This is a genomic window from Brevundimonas sp. TWP3-1-2b1, assembly GCF_049896165.1.
Classification (GTDB): Bacteria; Pseudomonadota; Alphaproteobacteria; order Caulobacterales; family Caulobacteraceae; genus Brevundimonas; species Brevundimonas subvibrioides_B.
This window is the reverse complement of record NZ_JAFCTT010000001.1, coordinates 28897-51925: the sequence shown is the minus strand read 5'-3', so window position 1 is coordinate 51925 and position 23029 is coordinate 28897. Positions and strand designations below refer to the sequence as shown.

21 protein-coding genes are annotated in these 23029 nt (G+C 67.7%); 11 read left to right on the top strand and 10 right to left on the bottom strand.

Features of this window, described 5'->3' with window-relative positions; genetic code table 11:
• Positions 1–160: 160 nt before the first annotated feature.
• Positions 161–331 carry a hypothetical protein gene (locus ACP7AB_RS00260; RefSeq protein ID WP_425987746.1) on the top strand — a complete coding sequence of 57 codons (171 nt, stop codon included), beginning with the start codon at positions 161–163 and terminating at the stop codon, positions 329–331.
• Here ACP7AB_RS00260 and purQ read toward each other — a convergent pair.
• From purQ to purC, 4 genes are all read right to left on the bottom strand, one after another.
• Positions 328–990 (bottom strand): phosphoribosylformylglycinamidine synthase subunit PurQ, encoded by a 663-nt coding sequence (gene purQ, locus ACP7AB_RS00255; RefSeq protein ID WP_425987745.1) that lies wholly within the window; start codon positions 988–990, stop codon positions 328–330. The genes ACP7AB_RS00260 and purQ overlap by 4 nt on opposite strands.
• Before the next feature lie 156 nt (positions 991–1146).
• Complete coding sequence (locus tag ACP7AB_RS00250) at positions 1147–1611, bottom strand: YbhB/YbcL family Raf kinase inhibitor-like protein (protein ID WP_425987742.1); 465 nt, start codon at positions 1609–1611, stop codon at positions 1147–1149.
• A 53-nt stretch (positions 1612–1664) separates the two neighbouring features.
• Positions 1665–1901 (bottom strand): phosphoribosylformylglycinamidine synthase subunit PurS, encoded by a 237-nt coding sequence (gene purS, locus ACP7AB_RS00245; protein ID WP_425987740.1) that lies wholly within the window; start codon positions 1899–1901, stop codon positions 1665–1667.
• On the bottom strand, positions 1901–2659 hold the full coding sequence (purC, locus tag ACP7AB_RS00240) for a phosphoribosylaminoimidazolesuccinocarboxamide synthase (protein ID WP_303695343.1): 759 nt from the start codon (positions 2657–2659) through the stop codon (positions 1901–1903). The genes purS and purC overlap by 1 nt, the downstream gene beginning before the upstream one ends.
• Positions 2660–2962: 303 nt before the next feature.
• Between purC and ACP7AB_RS00235 the strand changes: the two genes are divergently transcribed.
• Positions 2963–3286 (top strand): DUF1476 domain-containing protein, encoded by a 324-nt coding sequence (locus ACP7AB_RS00235; RefSeq protein ID WP_425987737.1) that lies wholly within the window; start codon positions 2963–2965, stop codon positions 3284–3286.
• Positions 3287–3638: 352 nt separating this feature from the next.
• On the opposite strand, the gene ACP7AB_RS00230 is transcribed toward ACP7AB_RS00235, so the two are convergent.
• The 4 genes from ACP7AB_RS00230 to purB form a co-directional block, all read right to left on the bottom strand.
• Positions 3639–4256, bottom strand: a complete 618-nt coding sequence (locus ACP7AB_RS00230) for a fasciclin domain-containing protein (protein WP_425987735.1) — start codon at positions 4254–4256, stop codon at positions 3639–3641.
• A 106-nt stretch (positions 4257–4362) separates the two neighbouring features.
• Positions 4363–4866, bottom strand: a complete 504-nt coding sequence (locus ACP7AB_RS00225) for a DNA-deoxyinosine glycosylase (protein ID WP_425987732.1) — start codon at positions 4864–4866, stop codon at positions 4363–4365.
• Complete coding sequence (locus ACP7AB_RS00220; RefSeq protein WP_425987729.1) at positions 4863–5606, bottom strand: 2OG-Fe(II) oxygenase; 744 nt, start codon at positions 5604–5606, stop codon at positions 4863–4865. The genes ACP7AB_RS00225 and ACP7AB_RS00220 overlap by 4 nt, the downstream gene beginning before the upstream one ends.
• A gap of 3 nt (positions 5607–5609) precedes the next feature.
• Positions 5610–6905, bottom strand: coding sequence for an adenylosuccinate lyase (purB, locus tag ACP7AB_RS00215; RefSeq protein ID WP_425987727.1), 1296 nt, complete (start codon positions 6903–6905; stop codon positions 5610–5612).
• A 210-nt stretch (positions 6906–7115) separates the two neighbouring features.
• On the opposite strand from purB, the gene ACP7AB_RS00210 reads away from it, so the two are divergent.
• Positions 7116–7787, top strand: coding sequence for a glutathione S-transferase (locus tag ACP7AB_RS00210; protein ID WP_425987725.1), 672 nt, complete (start codon positions 7116–7118; stop codon positions 7785–7787).
• 88 nt (positions 7788–7875) lie between these two features.
• Positions 7876–8010 (top strand): hypothetical protein, encoded by a 135-nt coding sequence (locus ACP7AB_RS00205; protein ID WP_425987723.1) that lies wholly within the window; start codon positions 7876–7878, stop codon positions 8008–8010.
• 144 nt (positions 8011–8154) lie between these two features.
• Here ACP7AB_RS00205 and ACP7AB_RS00200 read toward each other — a convergent pair whose 3' ends face one another.
• Positions 8155–9900 carry a lytic transglycosylase domain-containing protein gene (locus ACP7AB_RS00200; protein ID WP_425987721.1) on the bottom strand — a complete coding sequence of 582 codons (1746 nt, stop codon included), beginning with the start codon at positions 9898–9900 and terminating at the stop codon, positions 8155–8157.
• 138 nt (positions 9901–10038) lie between these two features.
• Positions 10039–10830: a uracil-DNA glycosylase gene (locus ACP7AB_RS00195; RefSeq protein ID WP_425987719.1), complete on the bottom strand. Its 792-nt coding sequence runs from the start codon at positions 10828–10830 to the stop codon at positions 10039–10041.
• A 208-nt stretch (positions 10831–11038) separates the two neighbouring features.
• On the opposite strand from ACP7AB_RS00195, the gene ACP7AB_RS00190 reads away from it, so the two are divergent.
• The 7 genes from ACP7AB_RS00190 (at position 11039) to ppdK (ending at position 23002) form a co-directional block, all read left to right on the top strand.
• Positions 11039–12694: an electron transfer flavoprotein-ubiquinone oxidoreductase gene (locus tag ACP7AB_RS00190; protein WP_425988263.1), complete on the top strand. Its 1656-nt coding sequence runs from the start codon at positions 11039–11041 to the stop codon at positions 12692–12694.
• A gap of 134 nt (positions 12695–12828) precedes the next feature.
• A complete protein-coding gene (locus ACP7AB_RS00185) occupies positions 12829–14670 on the top strand; it encodes a tetratricopeptide repeat protein (protein ID WP_425987717.1) in 1842 nt (613 codons plus the stop codon).
• A 20-nt stretch (positions 14671–14690) separates the two neighbouring features.
• Positions 14691–15569, top strand: coding sequence for a 4-(cytidine 5'-diphospho)-2-C-methyl-D-erythritol kinase (locus ACP7AB_RS00180; RefSeq protein WP_425988261.1), 879 nt, complete (start codon positions 14691–14693; stop codon positions 15567–15569).
• 199 nt (positions 15570–15768) lie between these two features.
• Positions 15769–16689 (top strand): fasciclin domain-containing protein, encoded by a 921-nt coding sequence (locus ACP7AB_RS00175; protein ID WP_425987715.1) that lies wholly within the window; start codon positions 15769–15771, stop codon positions 16687–16689.
• An 80-nt stretch (positions 16690–16769) separates the two neighbouring features.
• Positions 16770–17663: a glycine--tRNA ligase subunit alpha gene (locus ACP7AB_RS00170; protein WP_425987713.1), complete on the top strand. Its 894-nt coding sequence runs from the start codon at positions 16770–16772 to the stop codon at positions 17661–17663.
• A 160-nt stretch (positions 17664–17823) separates the two neighbouring features.
• Complete coding sequence (gene glyS, locus ACP7AB_RS00165) at positions 17824–20001, top strand: glycine--tRNA ligase subunit beta (protein ID WP_425987710.1); 2178 nt, start codon at positions 17824–17826, stop codon at positions 19999–20001.
• Between the two features lie 310 nt (positions 20002–20311).
• Positions 20312–23002, top strand: coding sequence for a pyruvate, phosphate dikinase (gene ppdK / locus ACP7AB_RS00160; protein WP_425987708.1), 2691 nt, complete (start codon positions 20312–20314; stop codon positions 23000–23002).
• Positions 23003–23029 lie beyond the last annotated feature (27 nt).

Sequence of the window (23029 nt, the reverse complement as noted above, 5' to 3'; positions counted from 1 at the left end):
CAGCCTTCGGGTCTGCCGTGACGGGTCGGCGGGGACGAGAGTCGGAGGGGGCGACGTGCTCATACCCAACACTACGCACATCACGTATCAAAGTTCAGCCGGAACCGGCTGTTCGGCGATACGCTATCTTTCGCACATCCCCCGAACAGGAGAGCTGACCATGGTCGATCCCAAAATTCCCGCTGAATCGCCTGACCCCGACACCGAAGAGGTCGAGACAAACCTCGCGCTGGAACAGGGTCTGGGCGTCGGCGCCAGAGAACTCGCCTCGATCGGCGAATCCGGCGCCGATGGCACCCTGGAACGCGACGAGGATTCCGACGAAGCCTAGGCGGCCGCGTAGATCGACCGGAACAGGGTCGCGCCGTCCGCGGAGCCAAGCTCGGCCTCGAAGGCGCGGTCCGGGTGGGGCATCATCCCCAGGACGTTGCCGCGCGCGTTCTGCAGCCCGGCGATATCGGCGACAGACCCGTTCGGATTGTCGACATAGCGGAACACGACCTGACCCTCGCCCTCGATGCGGGCGAGGGTCTCGGCGTCGGCGAAATAGTTTCCGTCGCCATTGCCCTGGGTCATGACGACCTCGCGCTGTCCTTGATAGCCTGCAGTGAAACGGGTCTGGCCGTTGGCGACTTCCAGCGAGATCGGCTTGCAGACGTATTTCAGCCCGGCGTTGCGCAGCAGCGCGCCCGGCAGCATCCCGGCCTCGCAGAGGATCTGGAAGCCGTTGCAGATGCCGACGACAACGACCCCGTCGTCCGCCGCCTTCTTCACCGCCTGCATCACCGGCGACTGCGCCGCCATCGCGCCGCAACGCAGGTAGTCGCCGTAGGAAAAGCCACCCGGCAACACGATCAGGTCGAGGCCCGAAGGCAATTCGGTCTCCTGATGCCAGACCATCTCGACCCGCTCATGGGTCGAGCGTTCGATGGCGACCTTGCAGTCGCGATCACAGTTGGACCCGGGGAAGACGATGACGGCTGCGCTCATGGCGCGGGCGTTTAGCAGGGATTGCCCGGCTTGTCAGTGCGCGGGTTAGGCGAGTCCGGGACGCACCTCCATGCGATCCACGCGGTCTTCCATATGGCCCAGGCGATTGTAGATATTGCCCACATCCTGCTGGATCGCGACAAGGTGGCCCCCAGCTCAGCCCTTGTTCTCGTAGGTCGCCGTGATCGACGCCTTGGCCAGGGTGTGGAAGTGCAGGTTGAAGCCGTATTTGGCGCCCGAATCCTCGGGGGTCACCGGCAGGCTGTCCACGTCGACGGCGAAGACTGTGAAGATGTAGCGGTGCGGACCGTGGCCTGCAGGCGGAGCGGCCCCGCCGAAGCCGGGCTCGCCGTAGTCGGTTCGACCCTCGACCGCGCCGGCCGGCACGGGACCGTCGGTCGGGATCTCGCGGATGTCGGCGGGGATGTTGGCCACCGTCCAGTGCCAGAAGCCCGAACCCGTCGGCGCATCGGGATCGAACAGTGTGACGGCGAATGACTTCGTGCCCTCTGGCGCACCCGACCATTCCAGATGCGGAGACCTATTCCCCTTCGCCTGAACCTGGGCGTCCGGCAGGACGTCGCCGTCCTTGAAATCTTTGGAGGTCAGGTTGAAGGCCACGGCGCGCTCCTTTGCGTTCGACGTCTCAAACGACCGCTCGCAAGGAACGGTTGCTAGGCGACCTCGACCCGGTAGCTCTCGATGACCGTATTGGCCAGCAGGGTCTCGCACATCTTCTTCGCCTCGGCGGCGGGATCTTCCGCGCCTTCGAGATCGAACTCGATCAGTTTGCCGACCCGGGCGTCGGCGACGCCGGCCCAGCCCAGACCCTTCAGGGCGCCTTCGACGGCCTTGCCCTGGACATCCAGAACGCCGGGCTTCAGGAAAACGTGAACCTTGACCTTGGCCATCAGTGCAGTCCCCCCTGAATCACGGTCGGCATGTCCTTCATGATGCCGAGGCGTTTGGCGACCTCGGTATAGCTCTCGATGACATTGCCCAGGTCGCGGCGGAACCGGTCCTTGTCCATCTTCTCGCCGGTCGCCGTGTCCCACAGGCGGCAGCTGTCCGGGCTGATCTCGTCGGCCAGGATGACCCGGCTGAAGTCGTTTTCCCACACCCGGCCGAACTCGATCTTGAAGTCCACCAGGGTGATCCCGACCGCGCCGAACATGCCCGACAGGTAGTCGTTCACGCGCAGGGTCATGGCCAGGATGTCGTCGATCTCCTGGGTCGAGGCCCAGTTGAACGCCGTGATGTGCTCTTCTGTCACCATCGGGTCGTTCAGCTCATCCTTCTTGTAATAGAATTCGATGATCGAACGGGGCAGGGGCGTGCCCTCCTCCTGGCCCAGGCGCGTCGCCAGCGACCCGGCCACGATGTTGCGGCACACCACCTCGAGCGGAATGATCTCAACTTCACGGATCAGCTGCTCGCGCAGGTTCAGTCGCTTGATGAAGTGGTTGGTGACGCCGATGCCGTTCAGGCGGGTCATCACGAACTCGCTGATGCGGTTGTTGATGACGCCCTTGCCTTCCAGCGTCGCCTTCTTCTGGGCATTGAAGGCCGTGGCGTCGTCCTTGAAATACTGGATCAGGGTGCCGGGCTCCGGTCCTTCGTAAAGGATTTTGGCCTTGCCTTCGTAGATCTTCTTGCGCTTCGAATTCATCATCTTGGTCCCAGACGGGATGGCGCATCGCCCGAAAACGAAAATCGCGCGGCCAGAAAACTCGTCTGGGCGGCGCGGTCCGGTCTCGAGCTGAGCGGGAAATGGGTCGCGCGGTCCTTAGCGGAAACTGCCGTGCGACACAAACGAACCCATCTGCGGACTCCGGCGCCACAGGTGGGTATCGTCCGTGGACGGGACGCCGCATGCGAGCCGTTATCCGTTGCGTTGCAGGGGTCTGGAGCGATAGACCACCCCGGCGGCGCCGTCTCATTCTCTGGCCCGCGACGAATGGACTGACGACTGATGACGACCTTCAATGATCGGGAAAAGGGCTTCGAGACCAAGTTCGCGCTCGATCAGGAGCAGGAATTCAAGGCCATGGCCCGGCGCAACAAGCTGCTGGGTCTGTGGGCGGCCGAGAAGATGGGCCTGAGCCCCGATTCGGCCGAGGAATACGGCAAGGCCGTCGTCCGTGCGGACTTCGAACAGCCGGGCGACGAAGATGTGTTCCGCAAGATCGCCGGCGACTTCAAGGGCTCCGGCCTGAGTGTCTCCGAGGGCGAGATCCGCTCCAAGATGGACGAACTGGCCTCGATGGCCCGCGACCAGGTCCGCGCCGGCGAATAAACCCGCTTTTCGTCATCCTCCGGCGAGCGTAGCGAGACCGGGGGACACAGCGGCGCGCGAGAGCGCGAACCTGCCGTGAATTGTCTGCATCCGACAGTCTGCCTGAACAGATCGCCTTCGGTGCCTCCCCCGGTCCGATCTTCGATCGGCCGTAGGATGACGATGGGTCCTCCGGTCTGCGCCGCAAGGGCGGCTTGCCGGAGGATGACGAGCAGACAAGGAAAAAGGGCCGCAGCGGGGGGGAGCTGCGGCCCTTCCTTGATCGGGGGCTGGGGGGATAGCCTCACCCGATGTCTTTTGCGTCTTGCGCCTCAGTGGAATGCAGCAAGACCAAAAGGGTTCACCGAGAAATTCAGCCCGGCATCACGACGGTGTCGATGACATGAACCACGCCGTTCGATTGCAGGACGTCGGCCTGTGTCACGCGCGAGGTTCCGCCGTTCTCGTCGGTCAGGGTGACCGAGCCGTCCGGGTTCACATCGACCGTCAGGATGTCGCCTTCGACGGTGGTCAGTTCGACCTTGCCGGCGTTGGCCTGGGCCTGGGTGGCCAGATCGGCGGCAGTCAGACGGCCAGGCACGACGTGATAGGTCAGGATCTTGGTAAGATCAGCCTTGCCGGCGGGCGCCAGCAGGGCTTCGCGCGTTGCGACCGGCACCTTCTCGAAGGCGGCGTTGTCCGGCGCGAAGACCGTGAACGGACCGGGGCCCGACAGGGTCTCGGCCAGACCGGCGGCCTGCACGGCGCTGACCAGGGTTGTCAGGTTCGAGGCCTTGGCGGCGTTGGCGACGATCGTGTCGCTGGGGCTCATTGAGGCGCCGCCCACGACAGGGTCGGTGGTGGCGGGGGCCATGGTCTCCGCCGGCGCGGCGTCGGTGGCGGCCTTGTCGGCGTCGGAGCTGTTGTTGCAGGCGGCCAGGCCCAGCAGGGCGGCCGAGGCGACGGTAATGGTGAGCAGACGGGTGTTCATGGCTTCTCTCCTGAGAACCGCCTGTTATCGGCGGCGTCGGAGCTAAAGACGGGTGGGAGCTCGAAAGGATGCACGGTGGCCAAAACGCCGCAGGCGTCCCCCGCCTTCAGGCGTCCTCGGCGAGGAAGTCTTTCAGGATGGCCCAGCTCTCCGCTTTTTCCGCGAGGGTCCGGGTTGCATGGGCCGGGCTGGACGACGGCAGGTCGATCAAGGTCAGCCCCTCGACGTCGGCCAGAACCTTGCGCCCGCCCTTCGCCGCCGTTGCGCCGTTGAAGGCGACGGCCTTCAGGCTCGGCAGTCCGCCGATCAGGCCGCGCAGGTCCGCCGCCTCGGGCGACCGGATCGCGGCGTCCAGACTTCCCGTCCGTTCCGCCGCTGCGATCACATCCCAAAGGCCGACGCCCGAGACTCGCAGAGCCTCGACGCGGTCGGGATAGGCCATGGCGTGCAGGTCGCGACCGATGGCCACGCCGATCAGCCGCCAGAAGCCGTTCTGCGGGTGGGCATAGTACTCGGCGGCCTTCAGCGAGGCGTCGCCAGGCAGACTGCCCAGGACGAGGACGCGGGTCCGGTCGTCGGCGAGGGGCGCGAAGGCCCGTTTGACCGTCACCGCCCCTGTTCGGCGTAGGGCTTGTCGTCGCGCAGCCAGCCCGTGATCGACAGGCGCGGCGCCCCGGCATAGGGGGCGACGGTCGCCACCGTGTGCCATTGCGGCGTCCTGAACAGGGTCAGCACATTGAACCTCGGCATCAGCCCGCGCGGCACATCGCCGGCCTCGTCGTGGAACAGCAACTGACCGCCCCAGTCCGTCCGCCAGTCGCGTGTCAGCCCCAGCGTATAGGCCGCCCGCCGTTCGCCGACGCCCGTGTCGTTGTGCAGGGTCAGATAGTCGCCGGGCCGGAACAGGGTCGCCTGGGCGTCGATCTTGGTGATCCCCGTTTCGCCCGCCACGGCGGCGCAGAAGTCGCGCGCCTCGGGGCTGTTCAGCAGCTGGACCAGCTCATGGGTCGGATGCCCCGGCTCGTTCCCGGCCAGCAGGGCGTCGATGATGGGATAGGACAGGAAGCTGAAGGCGAATCCGGTCCTCGCGCCGGTCATGGCCTCGCGCGCCTTGGCCGCCAGGCCCTCGCGGCCCAGTGTCTGGATTGCCTGGGGCGAGAGCCATTCGCCCTTGCCGGCGGCGTCGGTCAGCGACAGACCCCACGGCGTCCCCGTCTTCAGCGCCGCTTCGAGTCGGTCGGCGCTGTCGGGCGTGAGGAAGTCGGGGACCTGCACCATGCCGTCGCGCTGGAACGCTCCGGCGAAGTCGCGGACGTCGAGCGTGGGGTTCAGGCGGATCGGCTCAGGCACGCCCTATCCGAACACGCGCCTGAACACCGTGTCCACATGCTTGGTGTGATAGCCGAGGTCGAACAGGGCCTCGAGCTCGCCGTCGGGCACGATCACCGCGGGATCTTCCTTGAGGAAGTCGAGGAAGTTCCCCTCGCCGCGCCAGACCTTCATCGCGTTGCGCTGGACCGCCTCATAGGAGTCCTCGCGCGACTGACCCAGCTGGGTCAGGGCCAGCAGCACCCGTTGCGAGTGGACGAGGCCTCCGAGCTTGTCGAGGTTCTTCTGCATGTTGTCCGGATAGACCAGCAGACGCTCCATCACCCCGGCCAGACGGTTCAGGGCGAAGTCCAGGTGGATGGTCGCATCCGGGCCGATGCCGCGCTCGACCGAGGAGTGGCTGATGTCCCGCTCGTGCCACAGGGCGACGTTCTCCATCGCCGGGACGACCGACGAACGGACGAGCCGGGCCAGGCCGGTCAGGTTCTCGGTGAGGATCGGGTTGCGCTTGTGCGGCATGGCCGACGAGCCCTTCTGGCCCTTGTCGAAGAATTCCTCGGCTTCGAGGACTTCCGTGCGCTGCAGGTGGCGGATCTCGACCGCCAGACGCTCGATCGACGAGGCGACGACGCCGAGCGCGGCGAAGAAGGCCGCGTGACGATCACGTGGGATGACCTGGGTCGAGACGGTCTCGACCTGGAGGCCCATCTTCTCGGCGACATACTCTTCAACAGCCGGATCAACGTTGGCGAAAGTCCCCACCGCGCCGGAGATGGCGCAGGTGGCGATCTCTTCCTTGGCCGTCATCAGGCGGCGTTTGGCCCGCTGGAACTCGGCGTGATAGCCGGCCAGCTTGAGGCCGAAGGTCACCGGCTCGGCATGGATGCCGTGGCTGCGGCCGACGGTCGGAGTGTATTTATGCTCCTTCGCCCGGGCTTCCAGCGCCGTCAGCACCCGGTCGACGCCGGCGATCAGCAGGTCCGACGCCCGCGCCAGCTGCACCGCGAAACAGGTGTCCAGCACGTCCGAGGACGTCATGCCCTGGTGCAGGAAGCGGGCTTCCTCGCCGACCGTCTCCGACACATGGGTCAGGAAGGCGATGACGTCGTGCTTGGTCGTGCGCTCGATCTCGTCGATCCGGTCCGAGTTCCAGGCGGCGTTCTCGCCCTTGGCCCAGATGGCCTCGGCGGCCTCGGTCGGAATGACGCCCAGCTCGGCCATCTTGGTGGCGGCGTGGGCCTCGATCTCGAACCAGATCTTGTATTTGGTCTCGGAGGACCAGATGGCGACGGCTGCGGGGCGGGAATAGCGGCTGATCATGGGCCGTGCGTGTCGGTCCCGAGCCCCTCGGAGTCAAGCGGCGGGGCTCCAGCCTCGACCGTGCACCCTGGCGAAGGCCGGGGTCCAGACCACGGACAGGGTGGCCGGGATGTCGCATCGGGTTCGCTGACATTGCCCCGCGCATCCTTCATCTGGACCCCGGCATTCGCCGGGGTGCACGGTAGACCGAGAATCACAGGGAGAGCGGCTATGGAACTGATCATCGGCGACATGTCCGTTGCAACCTGGTCGCTGCGGGCGTGGCTGGTCCTAAAACGATGCGGCGCGGAGTTCAGCCTGCGCGAGATCCCCATGTCCGGCCCCGAATCAGCCCCGGGGCTCGCCGCCCATTCGCCCAGCGGCAAGGTGCCCGTACTGAAGGTGGACGGGGTCGCGATCTGGGACTCGCTGGCGATCAGCGTCTTCGCAGCCGAGCGCTATCCCGAGGCGAAGCTCTGGCCCGTCGACGCTCACGCCCGGTGGCTCGCTCGCTCGGTGGCCTGCGAAATGCATTCCGGCTTCAGCGCCCTGCGCAGCGAATGCGCCACGGGGGTGGATGCGGCGGGGGTTGTCCATACGATGGTCGGTCCGGACCGCGCGCCGGCTCCGACCAGTGACACGGTCGCCGCCGAGGTCCGCCGCTTCGTCGCGATCGTGCAAGAGATGCGCGAGCGCTTTGGCGCGGGCGGCCCTTACCTGTTCGGTGAATGGTCCATGCCGGACGCCTTCTTCACCCCGCTGGCCGCGCGTCTGCGGCACTATCAGATCAAGCTCGCCGCCCATGGCGATGAAAGTGGCGTGGCGGCCACATATGTTGCCGCGCTGCTACAGCAGCCGGACTTCCTGGAATGGGCGGAACTGGCTGTCACGGTTCGGCCTTAGGTCAGGGTCACGACCGATTAATCAGACCTGCGAACCGGCCCTTAAGGGAACCGCGTTACGGTCCTGATCGAACCCGAGATCCTTCGCCATGCCCGCCCAACAGACGACCGCCCCGAACATCGCTCCGCCGGAGGCCCAGCGCCGCCCGACGCTGATGACCTATGGCGTGTTCATTCTGGTGGGCTGCTGCCTGTGCGCATCGCTTGTGGGCAGCATCCTGTAGGGTGTTCGGCCGTCGTCGAGATGGTCTAAACAAAAAGATCTTATAAATCAGCTACTTGCTGGCGTGTGCCGAGCTAAGCGGTCAAGAATTGGACTCTGTGGACTCGGACAAGCCGAGTCCATTGGAGTCCAACCGATTTGGGGCCTAGCGCGTTCCGACCGGCTGCATCGACGCGACCTGAACCGGCTCGGTCGACAGCGGCGTGGGTTCCTGGCCGGGCGGCGGGGCGACATAGTCGAGGCTGATCGGCACCAGGGTCTGGCCCGCCACCACGGCGTCGAGCGTGTTCAGCGGCCCGCCCGTCATGCGCTGATAGATCCAGTAGGCCGCCACGACCTTCTCGACGTATTCGCGCGCCTGGGGCACGTCGATCGTCTCGATCAGCAGCAGGGGGTCAGGGTTCGGGCCCAGACGGCGCAGGGCGCCCAGCATGGGGCCCGGCCCGGCGTTGTAGCTGGCCACGGCGCGCAGCAGGTCGCCCTGGAACTCGGGACGCGCCAGCATAAGGTTCACATAGGTCTGGCCCAGACGGACATTGGTCGCAGGCGTGAACAGACGTTGCGGGGTCGAGACGAAGCTGCGGTCGCCGGTCATCTCGGCCGCCGTCGACGGCATGACCTGCATCAGGCCATAGGCGCCCACCGGTGACCGGGCCTGGGCGTTGAAACCGCTTTCCTTGCGGGCGATCGCGTAGACCAGCGAGCGTTCCAGCGTCCAGCCGCCCTCGGGCGCGATCTCGGGCATCGGATAGTTGGTGACGTCGATCCGGCTGCCGTCTGAGCTGCTGCCGCCGCCGAGGCGTGGGCCCAGCACGCGGGCGAGGCCTGTCCACAGGCGGCGCGTGCGGTCGCTGGCGGTGCGCAGGCCGTTGCGCAGTTCGTCGCGGGCGTCGCCGGCGCGGCCGACCTCGAAGAAGGCGACAGTGCGCCGGGCGCGCGGATCGTCGTTGAGGAAATCGTCCATCTCGCGCTGATTGACGCCGATGGGGCCGTCGCTGGCGGGGGAGGTGCGGGCCACGGCCTCGTAAGGGGTGGGGCCGTCGCCGTTCAGGATGACGGGTTCCTCGCCGAGCTGGCGCAGGGCGATCTGGCCATAGAAGGTGGCGGGCCAGCGGGCGGCCAGGCGCAGGAACTCCGGGATGCGGTCCTGACGGCCGATCTGGCCGGCGGCGCGGGCGGCCCAGAATGCGGCGCCGGCGCGGGTCCAGCCGTCCTCGGTCGGATCGACGGCGACGCGTTCGAAGGCGGTGTAGGCGCGCGGATAGTCGCCGGTGCGCCAGGCCGCCAGGCCCACAACCCACCAGTCGCCGATCTGTTCGCCCTGGCTGACGGCGCCCTGCAGGTCGTCGCGGTTCAGGGCGACGCGGGCGGCCTTGGCGGGATCGGCCTCCGAGTTGCCGCCGGCCGCGGCGACTGCGTCCCAGGTGCGGCTGAAATAGGCGCCCGTCGGGTGGCGGGGCGCCTCGGCGCCGTCCGGGCGACGACGCTCGGCCAGGGCGTAGACGCGCTGGGCGCTCGGCAGGTCGGCATAGTCCTGAAGCCAGGCCGCCAGTTCGTCATAGGAGGCGGTGTAGTTCGGGTGGAACATCCGCTCGAACTCGACCTGGCCCAGCAGGACGCGGTCGCCGGCCTGGAGCGCGGAGGCGCGGGCCGCGTCCAGATCGCCGCGACGCAGGGCGTCGAAGGCGGTGGTGTAGCTCAGCCGGTCGGCGTTCGAGAGGGCGTTGGTGCTGATGCGGATGCCCTGTTCGCCCTCGGCCCCGATCTCTGAAGCGGCCACCGACAGATAGGATTCCGGGGCGGCGAGGGCTGGCAGTGCGGCGGCCGACGCGGCGGCCATCACAAAGGCGAGCGTCTGCGCCCGGAAGGCGCGGCGGCGGATACTGAACAAGGCGGCCCCCTCGTGCTTCGCGTTCCCGTCTCGATTCAGGAGACGCGTGCTCTGCGATCGGTCGTCAAACAAGAAGTATGCCGGACTGCTGCGACTTCCTCAATCACATCAGCGGCATGGAACCCTGTAACTTTGATTTCAGGCGTTTTCCTGTCCGTCCAGCTTGACGGCCAGTTCCAGAATGTCCGCCCAGACCTGACGCTTGGCCTGGGGCTGACGCAGCAGGAAGGCGGGGTGCAGGGTCGGCATGACCGGGGCCGAGACGTCCCCCTCCGCCAGCCGCCATTCGCGCCACTGGCCGCGCATCCGCATGATGCCCTCGTCGGTCTTCAGCACGCCCTTGGCCGCCGCCGCGCCTAGCAGCAACACCGCTTTCGGCTTCATCAGGAAGAAAGCCCGCTCCACGAACGGCGCGCAAACGGCCTGTTCCTGGGACGTGGGGGTCCGGTTGCCCGGCGGCCGCCAGAAGACGGTGTTGGTGGTGTAGACCTTGTCGGTCAGCCCGGCCGCCGCGATCATCTTGTCCAGCAGCTTGCCGGCCTTGCCCACGAAGGGCTCGCCGGCCGCGTCTTCCTCCGCTCCGGGCGCCTCGCCGATGATCAGGATCGGGGCATGCGGATCGCCCCGCCCGAAGACGCAGCCCCTGGCGCCCATCCCGACCAGTTCGCAGCCCCTGAAGCTGGCGGCGGCTTCGGCCAGCGCCTCCATCGTGTCCGCGCCATTGGCCAGATGTCGCGCGTCCGAGGTGGCGTCGACCATGTCGACGACCGGCGTGACTGACGCCGTCGCCCTGGTCACGGCCTTGAGGGCGGGTGCGATGACGATGGTCCGGTCGACCGCCGCCTCCTCGAAACAGGCGTCCACCCCCGCATCGGCCCAGAAGGCGAGCAGGCTTTCGACGGCGGCGATGTCTCTGGGTTCGGCGTTCATGGCGGGGCGGGATCAGGGATAAGCCTTGACCGCCCTCGCGTCACCTTCCGATAAGTGCCCATAAACAATAAAGCCACACGACGTACGAGGAACAAGAACCGACATGGCCGAGCAAGTGATCGAAGGCGGCGTCGAAACTGCGGCTCAGGAGGCCATCCTCGACAACCTGCCGCCGCTGGAGGCGCTCGCGGGCGTCGAGCGCGAGGTCATGGAATACGACGTCCTGATCGTCGGGGGCGGCCCGGCCGGCCTCGCCGCCGCCATCCGCCTCAAGCAGCGTGCCGAGAAAGACGGGAAAGACATCACCGTCGCTGTGCTGGAAAAGTCGGCCGAGGTCGGCGGCCACATCCTGTCGGGCGCCGTGATTGACCCCAAGGCGCTGAACGAGCTGTTCCCCGACTGGAAGGCTCTGGGCGCGCCGCTTGAGACCCCGGTGACCAAGGACCGGTTCATGGTCCTGGGGCCGATGGGCCAGATCAGCCTGCCGATGGCGATGCTGCCGCCCATGATGCACAACGACGGCTGCTACATCGCCTCGCTCGGCAATGTCGCGCGCTGGCTGGGCGAGCAGGCCGAGGGGATGGGCGTCGAGGTCTATCCCGGCATGGCCGCCAGCCATGTCGTCTGGGATGAGCCTTCCGGCCGGGTGAAGGGCGTCGTTGCCGGCGTCTTCGGCATCGACAAGCACGGCGCCCCGACCGGCGACTTCCAGCCCGGCATCGAACTGCACGGCAAATACGTCTTCATCGCCGAGGGCGTGCGCGGCTCGCTGGCCAAGACCATCACCGCCCGCCACAAGTTGCAGGACGGCAAGTCGCCGCAGAAATACGGCATCGGCCTCAAGGAGCTGTGGCAGGTCCCGCCCGAGAAGCACCAGCCCGGCCTGGCCCAGCACACGACCGGCTGGCCGCTGGACGAGTTCACCGGCGGCGGCTCCTTCATGTACCACTTCGGGGACAACTACGTGGCCATCGGCTACGTCGTGCACCTGAACTACAAGAACCCCTTCCTGTCGCCGTTCGACGAGTTCCAGCGCTTCAAACACCACCCCGCCATCGCCCAACACCTGGAGGGCGGGACCCGCATCTCCTACGGCGCGCGTGCGATCACCGAGGGCGGTTTCCAGTCGGTGCCGAAGTTGTCCTTCCCCGGCGGCGTCCTGATCGGCTGCTCGGCGGGCTTCGTGAACGTGCCGCGCATCAAGGGCAGCCACAACGCCATGAAGACCGGCATGCTGGCCGCCGACGCCGCCTATGAGGCAGTCATGGCCGGCCGTTCGGGCGACGAACTGGTCGAATACCAGACCGCCTACGAGAACAGCTGGGTCTTCCAGGAGCTGAAGCGCGTCCGCAATGCCAAGCCCTTCCTGACCAGGTTCGGCACGACCCTGGGCGGGGCGCTGGGCGTCTTCGACATGTGGTTCGGCACCCTCTTCGGCGGCGCCTCGCTGTTCGGGACGCTGAAGCACGCCAAGACGGATGCCGCCTCGACCGAACTCGCCTCGAAGCACAAGCCGATCGTCTATCCCAAGCCGGACGGCAAACTCAGCTTCGACAAGCTGTCGTCGGTGTTCATCTCCAACACCAACCACGCCGAGGAACAGCCGGCCCACCTGAAGCTGATCGACCCGACCGTGCCGATCCGCGTCAACCTGCCCAAATACGGCGAGCCTGCGCGCCTCTACTGCCCGGCCGGGGTCTATGAGGTGGTCTATGCCGACGAGGTCGCGAAGACCGATCCGAAATTCGTCATCAACGCCCAGAACTGCGTCCACTGCAAAACCTGCGACATCAAGGATCCGTCGCAGAACATCGTCTGGACCACCCCCGAGGGCGGCGGCGGCCCGAACTATCCGAATATGTGAATCCTCCCCCGTCGGGGGAGGGGGACCACGAAGTGGTGGAGGGGGCCGGCCACAGACGCCGGAGTCCGGGAAGAGCCCCCTCCGTCTCTCCGCTTCGCTCCGAGCCACCTCCCCCGATGGGGGAGGAATGGGCCTTGTCGTCGCCGCATAAGCCGGTGAATGTCGGCGCCATGCGTCACGCCTCCCTCCGCTCGATCCTCATCGCCTTCACCGCCCTGACGGCGGCCCCCGCTTTCGCCCAGGAGGCGCCGCCGGTGGCCGACCCGGCGCCGCGGATTCAGGACGTCCTGCCCGAACCGCCGATCCCCGCTCCCATGATCGTGGTCGGCGAGAACGCGGACTCGCCCGCGCCGACCATCGAGGCCATTCCCCGCGTCTGGTCGCCCGCGCCGCGCGATGACCAGGGGCGCACGGCCTATGGTCTCTACCTCGCCGGCCGGTCCGCGCTCAGCCGCGGAGAGGCCGAGACGGGGTCCGCCTATCTGAGCGCTGTCGAAGCCCTGACGCCGGAACAGCCGGCCGTCCGCGACCAGGCTTTCACCGCCGCCCTCCTGGCCGGGGACCTGGACGTCGCGGCGCGGATCTCGCCTAGTTCTGACGCCACGCCTGCGGCGTTCAGCGAGGCCGGCGCCCTGGTGTCGGTGGTCCAGACCCTGGTGGCGGGCGAGGCTCGCATGGCCAACGAGGCGCTCAAGACGCGTCCAGTCCTGGCGCCCCACGCCCGCGCCGCCGCCCTGATCGGCCCGTGGGTCGCCGCCGCCGCCGGGGACTGGGACACGGCCCTGGCGGAACCCAACCCGACCGGCGACCCGATCACCGTCCTGTTCGGCCGCTCTCATCGCGCCCAGTTGCTGGAGCACCGCCGTCGCTACGACGAAGCCGAGGCCGAACTCCACGGTCTGGCCTTCGACGCCCGCGCCGCCCCCCTGTTCCGCGCCGCCTATGGCGAGTTCCTGGAGCGTCGCGGCAAGCGCGCCGAGGCCCTGGCCTTCTACGACACGACCCTGGCCGCCGGCTCGCAGGACCCTGCCATCGTTTCCGCCAGGGCGCGCGTCGATGCGCGGGGCCGCCCCCCGGCGCTCCCCGACTATCGCGACGGCGCCGCCCGCGCCCTGGTCATCGCCGCGCGTCAGGCGTCCAGTGACAACGCCAACGAATTCGCGGTCGTCTATCTGCGCCTGTCGCTGAACCTGCAGTCCGAGCCGGGCAGTCTTTATCTGCTGGGTCAGACCCTGGCCAAGGCGAACCTCGACACGGCCTCGAGGGCTGCCCTGTCCCAGGTTCCGCGCAGCGACGCGCCCCTCTATGCGGGCGCCCAGGTCGCCATCGGCCTGAGTCTGGCCGAGGAGCAGCGGCTGGACGAGGCTCTTGCCGCCTTCCAGGCCGCACGAGAGGCGAACCCGACCGATCCTGGCATCGCTTTTGTCACCGCCGGGCAGCTGCTGCAGCTGGAGCGGTACGACGAGGCGCTGGCCCTGCTGAACGGCCCGCTGCTGGACATCGGGAACCAGGGCGCCAACGTCCGCTTCATGCGCGGCGCCGCCTATGAATCCCTCGGCCGGATCCCCGAGGCGGAGGCGCAGTTGTGGGCGGCCTTGCAGCAAGAGCCGAACGAGCCGTCCTACCTGAACTACCTCGGCTACCTCTGGGTCGATTCCGGTACGCGGGTGGCGGAGGGCGCCGAGATGATCGCCCGCGCCCATGCCGCCGACCCGGACGACGGGAACATCCAGGACAGCCTCGGCTGGGCCCAGTATCGCCAGGGCCAGTTCGACACCGCCGTCGACACCCTCGAGCAGGCCGTCGCCAAGGAGCCCGCCAACGCCGAGATCAACGACCACCTCGGAGACGCCTACTGGCAGGTCGGGCGTCGGCGCGAGGCGGGCTTCCAGTGGAACCGCGTCCTGACCCTGGACCCCGACGACGAACGTCGCGCCGAGGTGGAGCGCAAGCTGACCGAGGGGCTGGAGCTCTGACCACGCCCTGGCCCGACACGCTGTCGGCGCTCGCTCCGGCAAAGGTCAATCTGTTCCTCCATGTCGCCGCGCCCGGCGCCGACGGCTACCATCCCCTGTCCAGCCTTGTGGCCTTCGCCGACGTCGGCGACCAGGTCTGGGTGACCCACGCGGATCGCCTGTCCCTGACGGTCACCGGTCCGTTCGCGGACGCCCTGGCGGGCGACGACGACAACCTGATCCTGCGGGTCATGCGCGAACTGGGACATGTGGCGGGCATCGGCGAGCCGTCTCTGGCCATCACCCTTGAGAAGACGCTTCCGATCGCAGCAGGTCTGGGCGGCGGGTCGTCGGACGCCGGCAGCGCCTTGAAGCTGGCTGCCAGGGCCCTGGGCCTCGACCTGACCGAGGCCGAGCTGGCGCGCATCTCGCGCATCGTCGGCGCGGATGGTCCCATGTGCCTCAGCGCAAGATCGGCCTGGGCGGAAGACATCGGCGACCGGCTGACCTTCGAGCCCGCGCTTCCGCCGCTGCACGCGGTTCTCGCCAATCCGGGCCGGCCGTCCCCGACCGGTGCGGTCTACCGCGCCTATGACGCCGGAGCGACGAGGTCCGCTGACCGTCCCGCCCCACCGGAGGACTGGTCGCCAGCAGCCGTGATCGACTGGCTGGCCTGTCAGCGGAACGACCTTCAGTCGCCCGCCGTGTCCCTTGAGCCCGAAATCGGCGCGGCCCTGTCGGCCATGGCCGCGACCGGCGCCCGCCTGGCCCGGATGTCGGGATCGGGCGCGACCGTTTTCGGCCTGTTCGACGACGGCGAGAGCGCCACGCGCGCCGCCGCCAACCTGCGCAGCAACCACGGCGATTGGTGGGTCGAGGCGACGGTGTTGGGCGATGATGCGGCGAAACCTGCACAATAAGGCAAAGTAACGGCGTTATAGCAACGGTCTCCCAGAGATGGTCGTGAGATAGCCTGAAGTTTTGCCTTGCCCTAACAAATAGTAACACGATGTGGAACCTGTGTCAGGTGAGAGGCTTTTACTGGCTTAGTAACACTGAGCAACGGGCCGCGAGCGTATTCTCCCCGGCGGCCTCTGCAGCCTTGAAAAGGATACTGTCATGCTTCGCACTCGTCTTCTCACCGCGACCGCCGCCGTGGCCCTGTTCGCCGCCGGTTCCGCCTTCGCCCAGACCGCTCCGACGGCGCCGGTTGGCCCCGCCGCTACCCCGCCCGTCGCCGCTGAAGAGCCGATCGAGGCGCCGGCAGCCGCTGCGGCCCAGGCCGCGACGAGTGCCGCCGCTCCGACGCAAACTGCCGCTGTCGTGGAAAACAATGTCGTGGATGTGCTGCGCGCCAACGGTCAGTTCACGACCCTGCTGGCCGCGCTCGACGCCGCCCAGCTGATCGAGACCCTCAGCACCCAGGCGGCGATCTCGATCTTCGCCCCGACCGACGCGGCTTTCGCCGCCCTGCCTGAAGCCGACCGCACGCGTCTGATGGACCCCGCCAACGTCAACGAGCTGCGCCAGGTGCTGCTGTACCATGTGGTCGTGGCCGACGTGAACTCGAGCCAGATCGAGGGCGCCAGGGGCGGCGTCCAGACCGCCGCCACCACCGAGGTGCAGCTGGACGGCACCGGCGACGCCATCAAGGTCGACAACGCCACGGTCACCACGGCGGACATCGATGCCGGCAACGGGTCGATCTTCATCATCGACCGCGTGCTGAACCCGGCCGACTCCCTGGTCGCCACCGGCGATGCAGAGGCGGCGACGGCGCCGGCTGCCGCTCCCGCCGCTGAGGACGCGGACGCGGCGACCCCGCCGGCTGACGACACCGTCGACGAGGTGACGCCGCCCGCCGCCACGACGACCACGACGCGCCCGGCGACCGGCGTGAACGCGCCGAGCGGCCAGCCGGCCGCGACCACGACGACCGTCGCCTCGCCGACCGTGCCCAACCCGACCGACGGTCAGGTCGATGACGAGGACGCCGACGACGCCCCGGCTCCGACCCCGGCTCCGCGTCCGCAGTCGTAATCTCTTTCCGGGTTGGTTGAGTTGGAAGGCGGCAGACCCTAGGGTCCGCCGCCTTTCTCCTTGCCCAAAAAGACTCCCCCGTGGCCGCACCGACTGAACCGCTCGCCTTCCAGGACCTGATCCTGACCCTGCAGAAATATTGGGGCGATCGCGGATGCGCGATCCTGCAGCCCTATGACGAACAGGTCGGCGCCGGCACCCTGCACCCCGCCACGGTCCTGCGCGCGCTCGGCCCGCGCCCGTGGAAGGCCGCCTATGTCCAGCCCAGCCGCCGCCCCGGCGACGGCCGCTATGGCGAGAACCCCAACCGGCTCCAGCACTATTACCAGTTCCAGGTCATCCTGAAGCCGAACCCCGACGACCTGCAGGACCTCTATCTGGGCTCGCTGCGGGCCATCGGCATTGATCCCAAACTGCACGACATCCGCTTCGTCGAGGACGACTGGGAGAACCCCACCGTGGGCGCCTGGGGGCTGGGCTGGGAGGTCTGGTGCGACGGCATGGAGGTGACGCAGTTCACCTATTTCCAGGGCGTCGGCGGCATCGAGGTCGACATCGTCTCGGGAGAGCTGACCTACGGGCTGGAGCGTCTGGCCATGTACGTCCAGGGCGTCGACAACGTCTATGATCTGAAGTTCACCAAGGAGGGCCTGACCTATGGCGAGGTCTTCCTCGAGAACGAGCGTCAGCAGAGTGAAGCCAACTTCCACGGCTATGACGTCGACGGGTTGAAGCGCCGGTTCGAGGATATGGAGGCGGAATCGACCCGCCTTCTGGCCATGACCGGGCCCCAGGGCCAGCAGCTGGTCCTGCCCGCCTACGACCAGGTCCTGAAGGCCTCACACCTGTTCAACCTGATGGACGCCCGCGGCGCCATCGCCGTCGCCGAACGCCAGAGCTACATCGGCCGCATCCGCGACCTGTGTAAGGCCTGCGCGCTGGCTTACGTCGAACAGGAAAGGGCGCAGGTATGACCCGCTCCCATTTCCGTGCATCCCCGCGAAGGCGGGGACCCATTGCTTTGGGCGATGAGTGCATCCGCCACGGTACTGTAGTTGATCCCACGCACCGTGCCCCACAACAGAACTGGGTCCCCGCCTTCGCGGGGATGCTCGGAATTAGTCTGACCGCCTGATGCCCCAACTCCTCCTCGAACTGTTCTCGGAAGAGATCCCCGCCCGCATGCAGTCGGGCGCCGCGCGCGACCTCGAACGCATGGCGACCGAACGGCTCAAGGCCGCCGGGCTGACGTATGACACCCTGACCACCTACGCCGGCCCGCGCCGGCTGACCCTGGTGGTCGAGGGCCTGCCGGCCGCCACGCCCGAGCGCAGCGAAGAGGTGCGGGGGCCGCGGGCCTCGGCGCCGGAACAGGCGCTGGAGGGCTTCCTGCGCAAGACCGAACTGACCCGCGCCGACCTGACCGAGCGGGACGGCTTCTTCTACGGACTTATCCGTGAGCCGGGCCAGAAGACGACGGATCTTGTCGCCGACATGGTCGAACAGATCGTGCGCGCCTTCCCCTGGCCCAAGTCGATGCGCTGGGGCGACGGCACGCTGCGCTGGGTCCGGCCGCTGAAGCGCATCCTCGCGGTGTTCGACGGCCGGGTGGTTCCGTTCGAGATCGACGCCATGCCGGCCGAAGCCGTCACCGAGGGCCACCGTTTCATGGGGGCGGGCAAGCCGTTCGCGGTCCATGACTTCGCCGACTACCGCGCCAAACTCGAACAGCATTTCGTCCTGCTCGACGTCGCCGACCGCAAGCTGAAGATCCTCGAGGCCGCCCGCGCCGCCTGCCATGCGCGCGGTCTGGAACTGGTCGACGATGACGGCCTGCTGGACGAGGTCGCCGGTCTGGCCGAATGGCCGACGCCGATCCTGGGCGACATGGACCCGCAGTTCCTCGACCTGCCGCCCGAGGTGGTGCGTCTGTCGATGAAGGTGCACCAGAAGTATTTTGCGGTGCGCGACCCGGCGACCGGCAAGCTGGCCCCCAACTTCCTCGTCGTCGCCAATGTCGAGGCCTCCGACGGCGGCGTGGCGCTGGCCGCCGGCAACAGCCGCGTGCTCTCGGCCCGCCTGAACGACGCCCGCTTCTTCTGGGATGAGGATCGCAAGGTCGGCTTCGACGTCTGGATGGAGAAGCTGAAGGGCGTCACCTTCCACGCCAAGCTCGGCACGATGGCCGAACGGACGATGCGCATCGCCGCCCTTGCCCGCGAGATCGCCCCCCTCCTCGGCGCCGACCCGGATCAGGCCGAACGCGCCGCCCGCCTCGCCAAGGCCGATCTCGCGTCCGGCATGGTCGGCGAGTTCCCGGAGCTGCAGGGCGTCATGGGCGGCTACTACGCCCGCGCCTTCGGCGAGCCCGACGCCATCGCCGACGCCATCCGCGACCACTACAAGCCGCAAGGCCCGGCGGACTCGGTCCCGACCGCGCCCCTGACGGTCGCCGTCGCCCTGGCCGACAAGCTCGACACCCTCGTCGGCTTCTTCGCCATCGATGAGAAGCCCACGGGGTCGAAGGACCCGTTCGCGCTGAGGCGGGCGGCGCTGGGGGTGATCCGACTGGTGCTTGAGAATGGCGTTCGGCTGGGATTCAAACCCCTGCTTCTGGGTGCGGTGAACGGTTTTAAGGACGTGCTCATTCGTCTTCATGGTGATGAAGATGATGCCTTGATTGCTTTCCAGTCCGCGATTTTCCACGTCTTGGAGCGGCCGGGGAGCGGCAACCCCGAACTGGTGGGCTTCCTCAACACCGACGAGAAATCGGGCAAAGCTGCGCAAAGCCTTACGCTCCTCGCCTTCTTCGCCGACCGCCTGAAGGTCCTCCTGCGCGACCAGGGCAAGCGCCACGACCTCGTCGACGCCGTGTTCGCCCTCGGCGACGACGACCTCGTGCGTATCGTGCGGCGGGTGGAGGCGCTGGACGCCTTCCTGTCGACTGACGACGGCGCCAACCTGCTGGCCGGCTACAAGCGCGCCTCCAACATCCTCAAGGCCGAGGAGAAGAAGGGCGCCGTCCCGACCGGCATGGTCCAGACCGGCCTGCCCAACCAGCCCGACGCCGAGACGACGCTGGCCATGGCCACGGCCGCCGCCGCGACCGCCGTCGACACGGCCCTGGACGCCGAGGACTTCGCCGCCGCCATGACGGCGCTGGCCGCCCTGCGCAGCCCGGTGGACGCCTTCTTCACTGACGTGATGGTCAACTCCGACGTGGCCGCCGAACGCGACAACCGCCTGAAGCTGCTGGGCCAGGTCCGCGCCGTCATGGGCAAGGTCGCCGACTTCGGCCAGGTGGCGGGCTGATCCGATCCCTCTCCCGTTGGGAGAGGGCTTGAGGCTCGCGGAGCGGAGCGATGCGCCAGCCGAAAGGGTGAGGGGCTGTCGCCAACCGGTGAGGGCGAACCCCTCACCCTTTCGCGCGAGTCCGATCGCCTGACGGCTCCCGGGCGCTCAAGCCCTCTCCCGCCGGGAGAGGGATCAGACGCGGGAACCCAAACAACCCATCACCCTTTGTTACAGCCCGGCCTCGCCTTCGCGTCCGCAGCATTGTAGTCAAGGCCGCACGCGAGCGGGGTCAACCCGCCGGTCACGACACGACTTCAGAGGACTACCGATGACTCAGTGGGTGTACGGCTTCGGCGGCGGGTCCGCCGACGGCGATGCGTCGATGAAGAACCTGCTCGGCGGCAAGGGTGCGAACCTCGCCGAGATGGCCAGGCTGGGCCTGCCGGTGCCGCCGGGCTTCACCATCACGACCGAGGCCTGCGTCCATTATTTCTCGAACGCCAATGCCTATCCCGCCGATCTGGCCGAACAGGTCGCCGCCGGTCTGAAGACCGTAGAATCGGTGGTCGGAAAGACCTTCGGCGATGCCTCGAACCCGCTGCTGGTCTCGGTCCGCTCCGGCGCCCGCGCCTCCATGCCGGGGATGATGGACACGGTCCTGAACCTCGGCCTCAACGACGAGACGGTCGAGGGCCTGGCCAAACTGTCGGGCGACCGCCGCTTCGCCTTCGACTCCTACCGTCGCTTCATCACCATGTATTCCAACGTGGTCCTCGGCCTGTCCCACGACGATTTCGAGGAGGTTCTGGACGACCACAAGGACCGTCTGGGCGTCACTGTCGACACCGACCTGTCGGCCGCCGACTGGGAGAAGGTCGTCGCCGAATACAAGATCGTCGTCGAACGCGAGCTGGGCAAGCCGTTCCCGCAGGACCCGCACGAACAGTTGTGGGGCGCGGTCTCGGCCGTCTTCGCCAGCTGGATGAACGACCGGGCCAAATTCTATCGCCGCATGCACGACATCCCCGAGAGCTGGGGCACGGCCGTCAACATCCAGTCGATGGTGTTCGGCAACATGGGCGAGACCTCGGCCACAGGCGTCGCCTTCACCCGCAACCCCTCGACCGGCGAGGCCCGGCTGTACGGCGAGTTCCTGATCAATGCCCAGGGCGAGGACGTCGTCGCCGGCATCCGCACGCCCCAGTCCCTGACCATCGCCGGCCGCGAGGAGATGGGCGAGACCGCCCCCTCGATGGAAGAGGCCATGCCCGTGGTCTTCGCCCAGTTCGTGGATGTGGTCGGAACCCTGGAGCGCCACTATCGCGACATGCAGGACATCGAGTTCACGGTCGAACAGGGCCGGCTGTGGATGCTGCAGACCCGCAACGGCAAGCGCACCGCCAAGTCGGCGCTGAAGATCGCCGTCGACCTCGCCGCCGAGGGGGTGATTTCCCAGGAAGAGGCCATCAGCCGCGTCGAGCCGTCCGCGCTCGATCAGTTGCTGCACCCGACGCTCGACCCGAACGCGGTCCGCAAGGTCGTGGCCGCCGGTCTGCCCGCCAGCCCGGGGGCCGCCACCGGCAAGGTCTGTTTCGACGCCGACGAGGCCGAACGTCTGAACCAGCTCGGCGACGCCGTGATTCTGGTGCGCGAGGAGACCTCGCCGGAGGACATCCACGGCATGCATGCTGCGCGCGGCATCGTCACGGCGCGCGGCGGCATGACCAGCCACGCGGCTGTGGTCGCTCGCGGCATGGGCCGCCCCTGCGTCTCCGGCGCCGGCGAGATCCACATCGACGAGAAGGCCCAGACCTTCACTGCGCGCGGCCGCGTCTTCAAGGCGGGCGAGATCATCACCATCGACGGCTCCAGGGGCGAGGTTCTGGACGGCGCCGTGGCCATGATCGAACCGGAGCTGACCGGTGATTTCCAGACCCTGATGGCCTGGGCCGACAAGGTCCGTCGCCTGCGGGTGCGCGCCAATGCCGAGACCCCGCTGGACGCCCGCACCGCGCGGGGCTTCGGGGCCGAGGGCATCGGCCTGTGCCGGACCGAACACATGTTCTTCGACGAGGCCCGGATCGCCGCCGTGCGCGAGATGATCCTGGCCGATGACGAGACCGGGCGTCGCACGGCGCTGAACAAGATCGAGCCGTTCCAGAAGTCGGACTTCGTCGAACTGTTCACCATCATGGCCGGCCTGCCGGTCACCGTGCGCCTGCTCGACCCGCCCCTGCACGAGTTCATCCCGCACACGGACGAGGACATCGACGCCCTGGCGGCCACCTCGGGCATCGACGCCGCCAAGCTGAAGCGCCGCGCCCGCGAACTGCACGAGACCAATCCGATGCTCGGCCACCGCGGTTGCCGTCTCGGCGTCGCCTATCCCGAGATCTACGAGATGCAGGTGCGGGCCATCCTCGAGGCCGCGCTCGAGGTCAAGAAAACCGCCGCCGAGGCCCCGATCCCTGAGATCATGCACCCGCTGGTGGCCATGGGTCTGGAGATGAAATATCTCCGCGAGCTGACTGACCGTGTGGCCCGCGATGTGTTCGCCAAGGCCGGCGACAGCGTCGACTACCTGGTCGGCACCATGATCGAACTGCCCCGCGCCGCCCTGCGCGCCGGAGACCTGGCCGAACACGCCGAGTTCTTCAGCTTCGGCACCAATGACCTGACCCAGACCACCTTCGGTATCTCCCGGGACGATTCGGGCCGGTTCCTGCAGGCCTATATGGACAAGGGCATCTTCGAGACCGATCCCTTCGTCCGCCTGGACCAGGAAGGCGTCGGCGACCTGATCCGCATTGCGGCGGAGCGGGGCGGGGCGGTCCGTCCCGACATCAAGATGGGCATCTGCGGCGAGCACGGCGGCGACCCGGCCTCCATCGCCTTCTGCGAGGACGTGGGCCTGGCCTACGTCAGCTGCAGCCCCTATCGCGTGCCGATCGCGCGTCTGGCGGCGGCCCAGGCGGCTCTGGTCGCGCGCGGCGCCGAGGCGCGCGAAAAGGATCGGTAGACGCTTCCTTCTCCCCTTGCGGGAGAA